The sequence below is a fragment of the Exiguobacterium sp. SH5S13 genome, from assembly GCF_004337085.1.
Lineage (GTDB): Bacteria > Bacillota > Bacilli > Exiguobacteriales > Exiguobacteriaceae > Exiguobacterium > Exiguobacterium aurantiacum_A.
Genome location: NZ_SJUS01000001.1, coordinates 63,016 through 78,706 on the forward strand (window position 1 = coordinate 63,016; position 15,691 = coordinate 78,706).

The 15,691-nt window shown below is 52.6% G+C and carries 12 protein-coding genes; all 12 read right to left on the reverse strand.

The window, feature by feature from the left end; all coding sequences use genetic code 11:
* Positions 1-27 precede the first annotated feature (27 nt).
* Complete coding sequence (gene pnp / locus EVJ30_RS00330; RefSeq protein WP_131456162.1) at positions 28-2,244, reverse strand: polyribonucleotide nucleotidyltransferase; 2,217 nt, start codon at positions 2,242-2,244, stop codon at positions 28-30.
* A 132-nt stretch (positions 2,245-2,376) separates the two neighbouring features.
* Complete coding sequence (rpsO, locus tag EVJ30_RS00335) at positions 2,377-2,646, reverse strand: 30S ribosomal protein S15 (protein WP_015881433.1); 270 nt, start codon at positions 2,644-2,646, stop codon at positions 2,377-2,379.
* A 124-nt stretch (positions 2,647-2,770) separates the two neighbouring features.
* The gene (locus EVJ30_RS00340) at positions 2,771-3,697 is read right to left on the reverse strand and encodes a bifunctional riboflavin kinase/FAD synthetase (protein ID WP_070327461.1); all 927 of its coding nucleotides are present in this window, start codon (positions 3,695-3,697) and stop codon (positions 2,771-2,773) included.
* A 15-nt stretch (positions 3,698-3,712) separates the two neighbouring features.
* On the reverse strand, positions 3,713-4,621 hold the full coding sequence (gene truB, locus EVJ30_RS00345) for a tRNA pseudouridine(55) synthase TruB (protein WP_131456164.1): 909 nt from the start codon (positions 4,619-4,621) through the stop codon (positions 3,713-3,715).
* Positions 4,622-4,672: 51 nt separating this feature from the next.
* Positions 4,673-5,017 carry a 30S ribosome-binding factor RbfA gene (gene rbfA, locus EVJ30_RS00350; protein WP_016508272.1) on the reverse strand — a complete coding sequence of 115 codons (345 nt, stop codon included), beginning with the start codon at positions 5,015-5,017 and terminating at the stop codon, positions 4,673-4,675.
* An 18-nt stretch (positions 5,018-5,035) separates the two neighbouring features.
* A complete protein-coding gene (gene infB, locus EVJ30_RS00355; RefSeq protein WP_131456166.1) occupies positions 5,036-7,255 on the reverse strand; it encodes a translation initiation factor IF-2 in 2,220 nt (739 codons plus the stop codon).
* A gap of 21 nt (positions 7,256-7,276) precedes the next feature.
* Entirely contained in the window at positions 7,277-7,573 is a 297-nt protein-coding gene (locus EVJ30_RS00360) for a YlxQ family RNA-binding protein (protein ID WP_070327464.1), read from the reverse strand.
* Positions 7,570-7,848 carry an RNase P modulator RnpM gene (rnpM, locus tag EVJ30_RS00365; protein WP_233589595.1) on the reverse strand — a complete coding sequence of 93 codons (279 nt, stop codon included), beginning with the start codon at positions 7,846-7,848 and terminating at the stop codon, positions 7,570-7,572. The genes EVJ30_RS00360 and rnpM overlap by 4 nt, the downstream gene beginning before the upstream one ends.
* Positions 7,845-9,011, reverse strand: coding sequence for a transcription termination factor NusA (nusA, locus tag EVJ30_RS00370; protein WP_070327466.1), 1,167 nt, complete (start codon positions 9,009-9,011; stop codon positions 7,845-7,847). The genes rnpM and nusA overlap by 4 nt, the downstream gene beginning before the upstream one ends.
* A 12-nt stretch (positions 9,012-9,023) precedes the next feature.
* The gene (rimP, locus tag EVJ30_RS00375) at positions 9,024-9,494 is read right to left on the reverse strand and encodes a ribosome maturation factor RimP (protein ID WP_070327467.1); all 471 of its coding nucleotides are present in this window, start codon (positions 9,492-9,494) and stop codon (positions 9,024-9,026) included.
* Between the two features lie 119 nt (positions 9,495-9,613).
* Entirely contained in the window at positions 9,614-13,906 is a 4,293-nt protein-coding gene (locus EVJ30_RS00380) for a PolC-type DNA polymerase III (RefSeq protein ID WP_131467761.1), read from the reverse strand.
* A gap of 75 nt (positions 13,907-13,981) precedes the next feature.
* The gene (locus EVJ30_RS00385; RefSeq protein WP_131467763.1) at positions 13,982-15,682 is read right to left on the reverse strand and encodes a proline--tRNA ligase; all 1,701 of its coding nucleotides are present in this window, start codon (positions 15,680-15,682) and stop codon (positions 13,982-13,984) included.
* Positions 15,683-15,691: the final 9 nt, after the last annotated feature.

The following is a 15,691-nucleotide window of genomic DNA, read 5'->3' on the forward strand; positions in this document are numbered from 1 at the left end:
CATCGCACCAGACGATGGCCAAAATAATTAGTTTGTTGGTCTTGACGGACGACGGTCTCCGTCACGACGCGGAGGACGGCTGTCACGTGGCGGACGGCTCTCGCGTTGTGCTTTACGTTTCGCTTCATACGCTTCTCGCTCTTCCGGAGAAAGCCCTTCGACGATCAACGTTTTGTGCGAGGCGTTGACGCGACCTTTATCGTCAATTTCTGTGACTTTGACTTTGATCGTGTCACCGAGCTTGACGACGTCTTCCACGTTGGCGACGCGGTCGAGGCTGAACTCAGAGACGTGGACGAGCGCGTCTTTGCCTTTGAACAACTCGACGAACGCGCCGAACTTCTCGATCCGACGGACTGTCGCGTCGAACACTTCGCCGACTTCGACTTCACGGACGATGTCACCGATGAGTGCCATCGCCATATCGATGCCATCTTGATCGGTCGAGGCGATGAACACCGTACCATCTTGCTCGATATCAACCTTGACACCGGTTTGGTCGATGATGCTGTTGATCATCTTACCACCAGGCCCGATGACGTCGCGAATCTTATCTGGATTGATTTTCATCGTGACGATCTTCGGAGCATACTTCGACAACTGTGGACGCGATGAGTCAAGCGTTTCGAGCATATGGTTGAGAATGTGGAGGCGGCCTGAACGAGCTTGTTCGAGCGCTTCTTCTAAAATCTCACGCGTGATGCCGGCGATTTTAATGTCCATCTGCAACGCCGTGATCCCGTCTTTCGTTCCAGCGACTTTGAAGTCCATGTCGCCGAGATGGTCTTCGAGACCTTGAATGTCAGTGAGTACTGTATAGTGTTCGCCTTCCATGATGAGACCCATCGCGATTCCCGCGACCGGTGCCTTGATTGGAACTCCGGCGTCCATGAGGGCGAGTGTCGAGCCACAGATTGAAGCCTGTGAACTCGAACCGTTCGACTCGAGCACTTCTGAGACGAGACGGATCGTATACGGGAAGTCTGCTTCTTTCGGGATGACCGGAAGAAGCGCACGTTCACCGAGCGCACCGTGACCGATCTCGCGGCGACCTGGCGCGCGAACCGGACGAGCTTCACCGACCGAGAACGGCGGGAAGTTATAATGGTGCATGAAACGTTTGTTATCTTCTAGACCGATGCCGTCGATGATTTGAGCGTCACCGATGACACCGAGTGTCGCGATCGACATGACTTGCGTCTGCCCCCGTGTGAACAAACCGACACCGTGCGCACGCGGCAGCACGCCGACTTCTGACGCGAGTGGACGGATGACTTCCGGGCGACGGCCGTCTGGACGTACTTTATCGACCGTGATTAAACGGCGGACCTCGTCTTTGACGAACTTGTTCAAAATACCAGATACTTCTTTCAACTTGGCCGGCTCGTCAGCGAGACGCTCTTCATATGACACGACATACTTCGCGATGACTTCGTTAATTGCTTCGTCACGCGCATGTTTCTCTTCAACTTGGACGGCAGCGTTAATTTCTGGACGAGCCGCTTCAAGTTCTTGTGATAACGCGTCGTCAAATTTAGAGACCGTGTATTCAAACTTCGGTTTCCCGACCGCTTCGACGATTTCCATTTGGAACGCGACAAGCTTTTTGATTTCTTCGTGACCGAACAAGATCGACTCGAGCATGACGTCTTCCGGTACTTCGTTCGCGCCTGCTTCGACCATGTTGATCGCAGTTGCCGTTCCGGCGACTTGAAGTTCAAGCTCTGTCTTCTCGAGTTGTGCGACCGTCGGGTTGACGACGAACTGTCCGTCCACACGTCCGACCGTCGCTCCAGCGATCGGTCCGTCAAACGGGATGTCCGAGATCGACAAGGCGATCGACGTTCCGAGCATACCGGCCATCTCAGCCGAGCAGTCCGGATCGTTCGACATGACGTAAATCATGACTTGGATGTCGTGACGGAATCCGTCTGGGAATAATGGACGGATTGGACGGTCGATGAGACGTGACGTTAAAATCGCATTCTCACCAGGACGACCTTCCCGACGAAGGAAACCTCCTGGGATTTTACCGACCGAGTATAATTTTTCTTCATAGTTGACCGTAAGCGGGAAGAAATCTAAATCCTTTGGTCCTTTTGAAGCTGTGACCGCGGCGAGCACGACCGTGTCTCCGTACCGGACGAGTGCAGAACCGTTCGCTTGCTTCGCGAGTTGACCTACTTCTACAGACAGCGGACGACCGCCCCATTCTGTAGAAAAAACTTGTTTCGTACCTAACATGTACATTCTCCTCTCAAACCTTATCTAGTTTATTATGTAACTCATTCATATGTTTGTCTAATGATTTTCCTCCAAAAAAAGAAGAAACGGACTAGGAACGAGTGTCCCAGTCCGTCATTTGGTCCGTTCGGATTAACGACGGAGACCAAGGCGTTGAATCAATTCACGGTAACGTGTTACGTCCTTGTTACGAAGGTACGTGAGCAAGTTACGGCGACGTCCAACCATTTTCAAAAGACCGCGACGTGAGTGGTGGTCTTTCTTATGTGTGCGAAGATGATCGTTCAAAGTGTTGATTTGTTCAGTCAAAACAGCAACTTGAACTTCCGGTGAACCAGTGTCACCTTGTTTTGTCGCGTATTCCGCGATGATTTCGTTTTTACGTTCTTTTGAGAGTGCCATTGCCTCTCCACCTCCATTTAATAGAAAATTGCCGCGTTGCCGAGCCGTCGTTGGTGAATCGTCCAGCCAAGCGAAGCGGTGTACTTTGCGTACCAAACTAGAATACATGACCCCTGCTCCAAAGTCAAGATAGGATTGCCCGAGCCGCCGTCTCATCTCGTTTCAACTGCGCGATCAGCGAATCGAGTCCGTCGAACGCCCGTTCATCGCGCAAATAGTGAACCCATTCGATTTCGAGCAATTGTCCGTACAAGTCCTCCGAAAAATCAAATAAATGACTTTCAATTGAGACGTCTCCGGTGTCATAAAACGTCGGCCGTCGACCAACGTTCGTCATCGCATCAAACGTCCGGCCGTCTTCTAGGCGGACGCGGGTCGCATAAACGCCGAGCCGTGGCATGACATAAGACGCATCCATCACCATGTTCGCGGTCGGATAGCCAATCGTCCGCCCTCTGGCGTCACCATGGATGACTTCGCCACAGATGACGTAAGGCGCCCCTAACAGCTCACTCGCCAGGTCGACACTGCCTGCGCCAAGAAGTTTGCGGATCCGGGTCGAAGAGACTTTGTCACCGTCACTCGTCTGTTCGGCGACGACGGACGTTGTGAAGCGTCCTCGGGCGTGGTAGGGCATCGTCTCCATCGTCCCTTCCCCGAACTTCCCGTACGAATAGTCAAATCCGGCCGTCACGTGCACGGCGCCCGCGCCGATCAAATAATCGTCGACGAACTGTTGCGGCGACAGTGATGCCAACTGTTTTGTGAACGTCAAGACGAGACAACGTTCGACACCGAGCGCGGCGATTCGCTGTAATTTCCGTTTGAGTGGCGTGATGTAACGGACAGCATCCGCATTGTTCGACAGCACTTGTTTCGGGTGCGGATCGAACGTGACGACGGTCACGGGCACGTCAAGCTGCTCCGCGCGCTGTTTGGCGTGCTCGATCACAGCTTGATGTCCGATGTGAACGCCGTCGAAGAATCCGAGTACGATGACCGAAGGGACAAACTCTGGCGTCTCGGGATGTGTGAGATGTATCGTTTCCATACTTCAAATTCCCCCTTAGTCGATTGTCAACATGACCTCGACTGTTGCGTCTGTCGTTCCGTCAAGCCGTCTATAGAGGGCGAGCGGAATTCCTTCTTCATTATAGACAGTAAACAGTTCAAATTCGAGTGAGACGTCGTTTAAGCGCCCACCGTTCCGAATATACCGTTCCCGATTGGCCGGAATGGTGATGGCCGGCCAACGTTTGATCACGTCCTCGAGCGGGATGAGCCGTTCAGCGCGTGCTTCGACCGTCTCTAACGCCGTAAGCTCCGCGAGCGTCACGGCGTCCCTTTCATCGAACGTGCCTGACCGCGTCCGACGCAGATCGCTCATATGGGCCGGATAACCGAGTCCTTCCCCGATTTGGACGGCAAGTGTCCGAATAAACGTGCCTTTTCCGCACTCGACATCAATGCGAAACCGGCAGACGCCGTCCTCGAAGACAGGTTCGTTCGTCCGTTCTAACCGGTGAATCTCGACGATGCGGCGCGGCCGTTCAACCGTCTGTCCTTTGCGGGCGTATTCGTATAGCTTCTTCCCGTTCACTTTGACGGCCGAGAAGTACGGTGGCACCTGCTCGATGCTTCCGGTCAACGTGCCGAGAACGCGGTCGATAGCTTCACCCGTGAACGCATCCGGCGCGACATCAGTTTGCGCGACGACTTCGCCGTGTGCGTCTTCCGTCATCGTTGCCGTCCCGATCGTGACTTCGGCGACGTAGCGCTTGCCCTCATCGGTCAAAAACCGGGACAGCTTCGTCGCGCGGCCGAAACAGATCGGCAACACACCGGTCACTTCCGGATCGAGCGTGCCCGTATGGCCAACTTTTTTCGTTTGAAACAGTTTACGCAGCTTGAAGACGCAATCGTGGCTCGTCATCCCGCTGTCTTTATCTAGTATTAAAATCCCTGTCGGTTCCACGTTCATTCCTCCATATCAAAAAAGGGGAGACACGAGTCCCCCCTCAATTTATTAGTCTTTATTCAAATCACGGATCAACGAATCGATATGGCTACCATATGCGACCGAAGAATCGTATTCGAACGACAATTCCGGCGTCTTACGGAGACGGATCCGGCTGCCGATTTCACGGCGGATGAAGGCGCTCGCCTTATCAAGACCTGCCTGCGTCTCAGCCTTCACGTCGGCGTCGTCTCCGAGCACCGTGTAATAGGCCGTCGCTTGTTGCAAATCTCCTGTCACGTCTACGCTCGTGATGGTCGCGTTCTTTGTACGTGGGTCGTTGACTTCGCGTAAGAGGATATCGGTGATCTCTTTACGCATCTGTTCAGCAACACGTTGGGCACGAATATTCATACGTGTTCACTCCTCGCTTTATTTACGTTCGACTTCTTTCATGATGAACGCTTCGATGACGTCCTCCACTTTGATGTCGTCGAACTTCTCTACTTTAATCCCACACTCGTAGCCTGTCGCAACTTCTTTGACATCGTCTTTGAAGCGGCGGAGCGTATCGAGTTTACCTTCGTACACAACGATCCCGTTACGGATGATGCGTACCCCGGCATCACGTGAGATTTTACCTTCAGTGACGTAACAGCCGGCAATCGTACCGACTTTTGAAACTTTGAAGACGTCACGGACTTCGACTTGTCCTGTCACTTCTTCAACGAACTCAGGGTCAAGCATCCCTTTCATCGCGCTTTCGATTTCATCGATCGCATTGTAGATGATCCGGTGCAGACGCATTTCAACGTGTTCTTGTTCGGCCATTGATCGGGCGTTACCGTCCGGACGAACGTTGAATCCGATGATGATCGCGTTCGCTGCTGAAGCGAGGATGACATCACCTTCTGTGATCGCACCGACACCTTGGTGAACGATGTTGATCTTGACGCCTGCGACGTCGATTTTGCGGAGTGATCCAGCGAGCGCTTCAGCCGATCCTTGAACGTCTGCTTTGATGATGACGTTCAAGTCTTTGACTTCGCCTTCTTGAATCCGGCTGAACAAGTCTTCAAGACTGACTTTAGCCGATTCACGGCGCTGCGACTCGAGGTAACGTTGGTAACGTTTCTCTCCGATTGCACGTGCCTTTTTCTCGTCTTCGAAGACGATGAACTGGTCACCAGCTTGTGGGACATCGTTCAATCCTGTAATTTCGATTGGCGTCGATGGGCCAACTTCTTTCACACGACGACCGATATCGTTGACCATGGCCCGGACGCGTCCGAACGTGCTGCCGACGACGATCGAGTCACCGATACGAAGTGTCCCGTGTTGAACGAGAAGCGTGGCGACAGGACCGCGACCTTTATCGAGCTTCGCTTCGATGACCGAACCGCGAGCTGGCATTTCAGGCGTCGACTTGTACTCTTCGACTTCTGAAACGAGCAAGATCATCTCGAGCAACTCATCAATTCCCTCATCTTTCAAAGCAGAGATCGGTACGAAAATTGTTTCGCCGCCCCACTCTTCCGGTACGAGTCCGAATTCAGTCAACTCTTGTTTGACGCGGTCAGGGTTAGCCCCTTCTTTGTCCATTTTGTTGACGGCAACGATGATTGGGACGTTTGCCGCCTTCGCGTGAGAAATCGCTTCTTCTGTCTGTGGCATGACACCATCATCTGCTGCGACAACGATAATCGCGATATCCGTCACTTCAGCTCCACGGGCACGCATCGTCGTAAAGGCGGCGTGACCTGGTGTGTCGAGGAATGTGATTTTTTTACCGTTGATATCAACTTGGTACGCACCGATATGCTGCGTGATCCCACCAGCTTCGCCAGCGACGACTTTCGTGTTCCGGATCGAGTCGAGCAACGTCGTTTTACCATGGTCGACGTGACCCATGATCGTGACGACGGCAGGACGCTCAATGAGGTCGTACTCAGAGAAGTCGATTTCCACTTCTTCGAAGTCCGTCTCATCGATGATGACTTCTTTTTCGACTTCGAAACCGAATTCAGTCGCAAGCAATTCGATCGTCTCGTCATCGAGTGTTTGGTTGATCGTCGCCATGACGCCAAGACCCATCAATTTCATGATGATCTCGTTTGGCTTTTTATCCATCTTCGCCGCGAGATCCGATACGCTAAGGACATCCTCGTACTTGATGACGTTGCCCATTTCAGACTCTTGCGCTAAACGAGATGCTTTACGCTGGCTCGTTTTCGAATTTGGATCCGCTTCTAACGGGATTGCCGCTTTTGCAGGCTTCCCTTTAAATTTACCGCCGCGCTTTTTGTTGCGGTTATCGTTACGGTTGTTGCCGAAACGGTTGCCACCACGGTTGCCCGCTTGATTGCTCGGGGCGCTAGAAGTTTGTGGACGGGCTTTCGGTGCTTCTTTTTTCTCTGCTTCTTGTTTCGCAGCAGGCTTCGCTTCAGCCGGCTTCGACTCAGCAGGTTTTTCTTGCTTCTCAGCCGAACGATATTTCTCAGGGTTGAAGACACGGTCGAGTTGCTTGACCGACTCATCATCCAATACAGCCATGTGATTTTTCACTGACTTGTTCATCTTCTCGAGCTGAGTAATGACTTGTTTACTTGTTACATTCTGTTCTTTTGCAAATTCATAGACGCGTTTTCCCAAAGCATCCACCTCCGTTAATAGTTAAGAGAGAAGTTGCTTAAGCTTGTTCGCAAATCCGGATTCTGTCACAGACACGACGACTCGCATGTCTTTACCTAAAGCAGCTCCGATTGTATGTCGGTCGCTCACTTCGATTAATGGAACACCATACGATGTACATTTGTCGGTAATCCGTTTTCTCGTCGACGCTCCCGCGTCTCCGGCAAGAATGACGAGCTTGGCTCGGCCAGCCCGTACATCCTTCAAGACAAACTCTTCTCCCATCGTTACCTTCCTCGCACGTGAGGCGAGGCCTAACAATGATTCCCACTGACTCATGATTCGGCACCTGTGACAGCTTGTTCTAGCTGTTCATAAAGTGTCTCGCTCGTCTTTACTTTCAGATGATGATCAAGCGTTCGTTTTTTCTCTGCTAAACGAATCACATCGACATCTCTTGACAAATACGCGCCACGACCGTTCAGTTTGCCGGTCGTGTCGATGACGACGTCGCCTTCCGGCGTCCGTACGACACGAATCAAATCGTTCTTTGGTAACATCTCTTGAGTGATCACACATTTACGCAAAGGAAGTTTCTTTTGCTTCATGGTCATTCCTCTTCTTTTACCGCGGTTGGTTCGAGCGTCACATCAACCGAGTCAGTCTGTTCAACTTCATTGTGAACAATTTCTGGCGTTGATTCAACTTTTTCGGCATACGTATCGAACAAGTTCATGCTCTCTGCATCCGTCTCACTCTTAATATCAATTTTCCAACCTGTCAACTTGGCGGCGAGGCGCGCGTTTTGACCGCGCTTCCCGATCGCGAGCGACAATTGATAGTCCGGCACGACGACTGTCGTCGACTTGTTCGGTTCATTGACATATACGTCAACGACTTGAGCCGGGCTGAGTGCGTTTTTAACGAACTCTTTTGGATCGTTCGACCAACGGACGATGTCGATCTTCTCACCGTTCAATTCATCGACGATCGTCTGGACACGTTGCCCTTTTGGACCGACACATGCGCCGACCGGATCGACGATGTCTGAGTGGACCGCGATTTTCGAACGGTCTCCCGCTTCACGCGACACCGACATGACGTCGACCGTCCCGCTCGCGATTTCTGGAACTTCGAGTTCGAACAAACGACGAAGTAGGCCAGGATGCGTCCGCGACACTTGAATCGCCGCGCCAGAACCTTTCGTCGTCGAGTCAACTTTCGTCACGTATACTTTGATGCGTTCATGAATCTTATACGACTCGTTCGGCATCTGTTCATTCGGCGTCAACACCGCCTCGATGTTGTTCTCTAAACCGATGTACAAGTTGCGCGGGTCAAACCGCTCGACGATCCCTGTCATGATCTCGTCTTCTTTATCGACGAAGTGGTTGTAGATGCGTTCGCGCTCGGCTTCACGCATCTTTTGCGTGACGACTTGTTTGGCCGTCATCGCTGCGACACGACCGAAGTCGCTCGGTGTCACTTCTTCTTTATGGAAGTCCCCTAACTCAAAGTTCGGGTCGATCTCGTGCGCTTCTTCAAGCGAAAGCTGTTGGTCCGGATGCGTCAGGCGTTCAACGACTTCGAGAAGCGCGAACACGCGAATGTCACCTGTCACTTGGTCAAACTCAACTTTGACGTGCTCGTTCGGGTTGGCGACGTTTCGGCGATATGCCGAAATGAGCGCCTGTTCAAGCGCGTCGATGATGATTTCTTTCTCGATCCCTTTTTCTTGTGCAATCTGTTCGATTGTTGTGAGTAATTGTGGCCCCATCTTTACCTCTCCTTAACTAAACGTGACCGCTAGGCGGGCTTGTGCAATTTTATCAACCGGTAGCGATATCGCTTTTTTTCTAGTCTTGATGCGCGTTTCGACAACTGCGGTCTCGCCGTCGTACTCCGTCAAAATACCCTCGAACTCTTTGGCACCTTCAATCGGGGCAAACGTTTTAATGTAGACGTTTTTCCCGATCGCCCGCTCAAAGTCAGTCGGCTTTTTAAGTGGTCGTTCGGCACCGGGACTCGAGACGTCAAGATAATAGGCTTGTTCGATTGGGTCGGTAGCGTTTAATTTCTCCGAGAGTTGCTCGTTGATGTTGACGCAATCATCTAAATCGACGCCCCCCGGTTTATCGATATAGACGCGCAAGAACCAGTCTGGCCCTTCTTTCACGAATTCAACATCGACCAATTCCATGTTCGCTTGCTCGACAATCGGCAACGCGATTGTTTCGACGACTTCTGTTATTTTGGACACTCTCATCCCTCCTTCTGGCTTTTACATACAAGAAAGGAGTAGGGTTCCCTACTCCTTTCCGTCGTAGTATCCAACATTGTTCGATACCAATATATCATATTTTCCCGCTTTTTCGCAACTTACACCCCAAAATCAAAGAACGAAAGTTGGTTCTCGTCAGGCAGGCCTTCGAGACATTTCATCGTATCGAGCGTCTCGATAATCGTCTTCGACAATTTCGCCCGTTTCCGGAGATCCTCTTTTGACAAGAACTGACCTTCGGCACGCGCCTCGACAATCGCTTTCGCCGCGTTCGTCCCGAGTCCATCGACAGCGTTGAACGGTGGAATGAGCGTGTTGCCTTCAATCAAGAACTCGGTCGCATTCGAACGATAAAGATCGATGTTTTGGAATTTCATGCCGCGTTCGAGCATCTCAAGCGCGAGTTCGAGCACGGTGTGAAGCCCTTTATCTTTCGCCGTGGCGTCGAAGCCTTTCTCCCGGATATCAGACATCGCCTTGCGGACGGCCTGAGACCCTTTGATCATCGCCGACAAATCAAAATCGCCGGCGCGGACCGTAAAGTATGTCGCGTAATACAGAATCGGGTGGTGCACTTTGAAGTAAGCGATCCGTACGGCCATGAGCACGTACGCGGTCGCGTGTGCTTTCGGGAACATGTATTTGATCTTCTTACAAGAAGAGATGTACCATTCCGGGACGCTGTTCTCCCGCATCTCTGACTCCATATCGTCAGACAAACCTTTCCCTTTACGGACCGACTCCATGATCTTAAAGGCGAACGACGGCTCAAGTCCGGCGTAGATCAAGTAGACCATAATGTCGTCACGACACCCGATGACGTCTTTCAGTTCACACGTCCCGTTATAGATCAACTCGTTCGCATTCCCGATCCAAACGTCCGTCCCGTGAGACAGCCCCGAAATTTGGACGAGCTCTGAGAACGTGGACGGTTTCGTCTCTTCAAGCATTTGCCGGACGAACTTCGTCCCAAACTCAGGAATACCGAGCGTCCCTGTTTTTGACTCGATTTGCTCCGGTGTGACACCGAGCACTTCCGGTGACGAAAAGATTTTCATGACGGTCGGATCATCCGTCGGGATCGTCAACGGGTCGATGCCTGATAAGTCTTGGAGCATCCGGATGACGGTCGGGTCATCGTGTCCGAGAATATCGAGCTTGAGCAAGTTGTCGTGAATCGAATGGAAGTCGAAGTGTGTCGTCTTCCATTCAGACGTTCGGTCGTCGGCCGGATACTGGATCGGCGAGATTTCGGCGATGTCCATATAGTCCGGGACGACGATAATCCCGCCTGGATGCTGCCCGGTCGTCCGCTTGACACCGGTGACACCCGAGACGAGACGATCGACTTCGGCGTTCCGGTAAATCTTATCGTTTTCGGTCGCATAGCCTTTCACATATCCGTACGCCGTCTTGTCGGCAATCGTCCCGATCGTCCCGGCACGATAGACGTACTCTTCTCCGAACAACACTTTCGTGTACGCGTGAGCGTGAGGCTGGTACTCACCTGAGAAGTTCAAATCGATATCCGGTACTTTGTCCCCTTTAAAGCCAAGGAACGTCTCGAACGGGATATCGTGTCCATCTTTCGTATACCACGTCCCACACTCCGGACATTGCTTGTCCGGAAGATCGTAACCGGAACCGATCGACCCGTCATTAAAGAAGTGAGAGTGTTGACACTTCGGACAGACATAATGCGGTGGTAGTGGATTGACCTCGGTGATCTCGGTCATCGTCGCGACGAGACTCGACCCGACCGATCCCCGTGAACCGACGAGGTAACCGTCGTCGAGTGACTTCTTGACGAGTTTATGTGAGATCAAATAAATGACGGCGAAGCCGTGGCCGATGATTGATTTCAGTTCCTTCTCGAGCCGGGCCTCGACGATCTCCGGAAGCTCGTCCCCGTAAATCGAGCGGGCCATGTCATAACTCATATTACGGACCTCGTCGTCCGCCCCTTCGATTTTCGGCGTATACAGTTCATCCGGGATGATTTGAATCGCTTCGATCTGGTCGGCGATCGCGTTCGGATTCGTGATGACGATCTCCCGTGCGAGCTCGTCACCTAAAAAATTAAACTCTTCCATCATTTCTTTCGTCGTCCGGAAATGGGCATGGGGCAACTCTTTTCTCGTGTTAATGAAGTTGGCCCCGCCTTGCGTCCGGATCAGGATTTCGCGATACGACCGATCCGTCCGGTCCAAGTAATGGACGTTCCCGGTCGCACAGACCGGAAGTCCGGCTTGACCTGCCACGCGAATGATCCGTTTGATGATGTCACGAAGTTCAAGCTCGTTCGCGACGATCTCTTTATCGATCAGATGCATATAAAGTGCCGGCGGATGAATCTCGATGAAGTCATAAAATGCCATCATCTTCTCGAGCTCTTCGTCCGACTTGTTCAAGGCGGCGTCAAAGATCTCGCCGTTGTCGCACGCCGAGCCGATGAGCAGCCCTTCTCGGCGCTTCTCGATCTCTGAGCGCGGCATCCGAGCCATCCGGAACAAATAGTCGATGTGCGACAACGAGATCAACTCATACAAGTGGCGCAATCCTGGTTTTTTCGTCTTCGCGTAAACCGTCGCATGAAACGGACGGATCTTCGAGACGTCACTGCCGACTTTCGCGTTCAGTGACCGATGCGTCTGCATCTCGAACATCTGTTTCGCCAAATCGAGCAACTTCATGAGCAGGTACGCCGTCGCCTCGGCATCATAGATGGCCCGGTGATGCTGCGTCAATTCGATATCAAACCGTTTGGCGAGCGTGTTGAGACGGTGGTTTTTGAGCGTCGGTAAAATCGTCCGGGCCAGTTCAAGCGTATCGATGACCGGATAATCGTCCGGCTCATGTCCTCCGCTTCGGAGCGTCGCCTCGAGAAAGCCCATATCGAACGAGGCGTTATGAGCGACGAGAATCCCGTCCCCGCACCAGTCGACGAACTGTTTCGCGATCACTTCCGGGTCGGGCTGTCCGTGGACCATGTCATCCGTGATCCCGGTCAGTTCAATCGTCGTCGCCGAAAGTTGATGTTTCGGGTCGGCGAACGCTTCGAACCGGTCGATGATCTCACCGTCTTTAATCTTGACGCCGGCGAGTTCGATGATTTTGTTGTAGACGGCCGACAGACCGGTCGTCTCGACGTCGAACACGACGTACGTCGCCTCGTCGAGCGAGACGTCGGTCGGATGATACGCGACAGGCACGCCGTCATTGACGACGTTCGCCTCGACACCGTACAAGATTTTAATGTCGTTCTTTTTCCCGGCATAATATGCTTCCGGGAACGACTGCACACCGGCATGGTCGGTGATGGCGATGGCGCGATGACCCCACTTGGCGGCCCGGGCGACGAGCGCCGACACGTTCGTGACCGCATCCATCTGGCTCATCTGCGTATGGGCGTGCAGTTCGACGCGCTTCTCCCCGGCCCATTCGTCCCGCTTCGGTTCGACTTTCACTTCTTGGAGCTGCGACGCCATCATGCACAGTTCGCGCATGAAGCTATCGTCTTCGACTCGTCCGGCCGCTTGGATCCACATGCCTTTTTTGACGGCACTGAGCATACGGTCGTCATCATCGTCACGTGCGAACACTTTGACGATGAGCGAATCGGTATAATCGGTCATCTTGATCGTGAATAGCTTCTTCCCGCTCTTCAACTCTTTCCGTTCGGCTGAAAACACGAGTCCACGGATGGCGACACGGCGTTCTTCTTCGATAATCGTCTTGATCGGGACGATCTCGTCTTTGATCAAGGCGCCCATCCGCACTTCCGTGATCGGCTCATCGTTCGTCTCGGTCGCTTTGGCGAACTGGGCCGCGAGTGCGAGTTTCGCCTGTTCGATATCTTCTTGGACGACTTGTTCACGCAACGCCTGATTCGCTTCCGCGTCTTCTGAGAAACTGGCTTGGCACGGCTTTTTCATAAACCCGTAAGCACTGTAGAGCGCTTGAACTTCTTGGCACAGCTCTTTATCGACATAGCTCGCCTCAGGTGCGGAGCGGACGGGAATGAGCAACTTGTTTTGCTCGAAGCGCGGTTTGACAGTTGCGAAATAGCTTCGCATCGCCCCCGACACTTGACTGAGCTCACTGACGATGCGCGGCCAGTAGTCGATATAATCCTGCTCGCTTCCACCTGTCTCTGTCGTAAAACGAGCATACACTTCATCGGCAAACGTCGCGTACCGATTCTCGACCCGACTCATGAACAATTGATAAACCTCATATGGCAACACTTGGCGCATCTTAAAGTAAAACGTCCACGTCCGTCGCTGTTTATTGACGACAAGACGCGATAGTTCCGCTCCGTCGAACTGATCACTCTCTGTCGTGATCCCGAGATCCGTCAACAGTAATTGCATCTTTTGATTTGCTTCCACGGGTAAGTCGTCCCCCCCTTTATATGACAATGTCGAAAAATGAAGGTGACGGCAAGAAACCGTCACCTTCATCGATCAATGCGTCTCGTTGAGTTGCGCGACAATCACTTGCGGCAACTCCTCTACCGTCGTTTCAATCACTTCGCCCGTCGCACGGACTTTCACTTCGACGATGCCTTCGCCGGCTTTCTTCCCGACGTTGATACGAATCGGCAAGCCGATCAAGTCAGCGTCGGCAAATTTAACGCCGGCCCGTTCTTTGCGGTCGTCGTACAATACATCATACTTCGATGATAGTTCACCGTAAAGTCGATTCGAAAGTTCGAGTTGCGTCTCGTCTTTCGCGTTGATCGCAATCAAGTGCAGATCAAACGGTGCGACACTCTTCGGCCAAACGATACCGCGGTCGTCGTGATGCTGTTCGACGATTGCCGAAAGCGTCCGCGAGACACCGATGCCGTAACAACCCATGATGAGTGGTTCCGCCCGGCCTTCTTCGTTCAAGAACGTCGCGCCCATCGCCTCTGAGTAGCGCGTACCGAGTTTGAACACTTGACCGACCTCGATCCCACGTGCGAACCGGACTGGACCAGATTCGTCCGGTGCCAAGTCGCCTTCGACGACGAAGCGGAGGTCGTGATACGTCAAGTGCGACAAGTCGCGTTCTGCATTGACGTGCATGAAGTGCGTGTTCGCAACGTTGGCGCCACATACCGCATCGACTAAATATTTAACGGCGTAATCGGCGACGACTTTGACCGGTGCGTTGATCGGTCCGAGCGTCCCTGGTTCACAGCCGAACAATTCAATAATCTTCGACTCGTCTTCCATTTGGATATCGAGTCCGCCGAGGGCGTTCTTCACTTTGACATCGTTCGCTTCGTGATCGCCGCGAACGATCGCCATGACCGTCTCGCCGTCGACGTTGAACAACACCGACTTGATCGTCGTGTTCGTCTCCACGCCCAAGAATCGCGCCACGTCTTCGATCGTCTTATGATCTTTCGTATCGACTTGCTCGAGCTCGAGCACAACACCCGCTTGCATGTCGTAACGGTCAAGCGTTTCCGCCATCTCGATGTTCGCCGCGTATGACGACGAGTCCGTGTAGACGATCGTATCCTCACCGATTTCGGCGAGCGCCTGGAATTCGTGCGTGTCTTTCCCGCCAATCGCGCCTGAATCGGCCACGACCGGACGATACTTCAAACCGGTGCGGTCAAAGATGCGCGAATAAGCGTTGTACATATTGTCGTACTCTTCGTCCAAATCAGCCTGTGTGGCGTGGAACGAGTAGGCATCTTTCATCAAAAACTCACGTCCGCGTAATAATCCGAACCGCGGACGACGCTCATCGCGATACTTCGTCTGAATCTGGTACAAGTTGACCGGTAACTTCTTATACGAGTTCAACTCGTCACGGACGATCGACGTGATCAACTCTTCGTGGGTCGCTCCAAGTGCGAAACGGCGGTCATGACGGTCCGTCAAACGCATCAGTTCAGGTCCGTAGATGTCCCAACGTCCCGTCTCTTCCCATAGCTCCGCTGGTTGGATCGCCGGCATGAGCAGTTCTTGCGCCCCGGCCCGGTTCATCTCTTCACGGATGATCGTTTGAATATTTTGTAACACACGATGACCGAGTGGTAAATAAGAGTAGATCCCCGCTGCATTTTGTCGAATAAATCCACCGCGCACGAGAAGTTGATGGCTGACAGCTTCAGCGTCAGCAGGAACCTCTCTCAAAGTAGGCATAAGCAATCTCGATTGTTTCATAAATATCAA

Excerpts from the sequence above, each read along its gene's own strand:
- rbfA (WP_016508272.1), bottom strand. The coding sequence starts at position 5,017 with ATGAATATTCGTGCCCAACGTGTTGCTGAACAGATGCGTAAAGAGATC.
- EVJ30_RS00360 (WP_070327464.1), bottom strand. The coding sequence starts at position 7,573 with ATGAGTCAGTGGGAATCATTGTTAGGCCTCGCCTCACGTGCGAGGAAG.
- pnp (WP_131456162.1), bottom strand. The coding sequence starts at position 2,244 with ATGTTAGGTACGAAACAAGTTTTTTCTACAGAATGGGGCGGTCGTCCG.
- rpsO (WP_015881433.1), bottom strand. The coding sequence starts at position 2,646 with ATGGCACTCTCAAAAGAACGTAAAAACGAAATCATCGCGGAATACGCG.
- rnpM (WP_233589595.1), bottom strand. The coding sequence starts at position 7,848 with ATGACCATGAAGCAAAAGAAACTTCCTTTGCGTAAATGTGTGATCACT.
- nusA (WP_070327466.1), bottom strand. The coding sequence starts at position 9,011 with ATGGGGCCACAATTACTCACAACAATCGAACAGATTGCACAAGAAAAA.
- EVJ30_RS00385 (WP_131467763.1), bottom strand. The coding sequence starts at position 15,682 with ATGAAACAATCGAGATTGCTTATGCCTACTTTGAGAGAGGTTCCTGCT.
- EVJ30_RS00340 (WP_070327461.1), bottom strand. The coding sequence starts at position 3,697 with ATGGAAACGATACATCTCACACATCCCGAGACGCCAGAGTTTGTCCCT.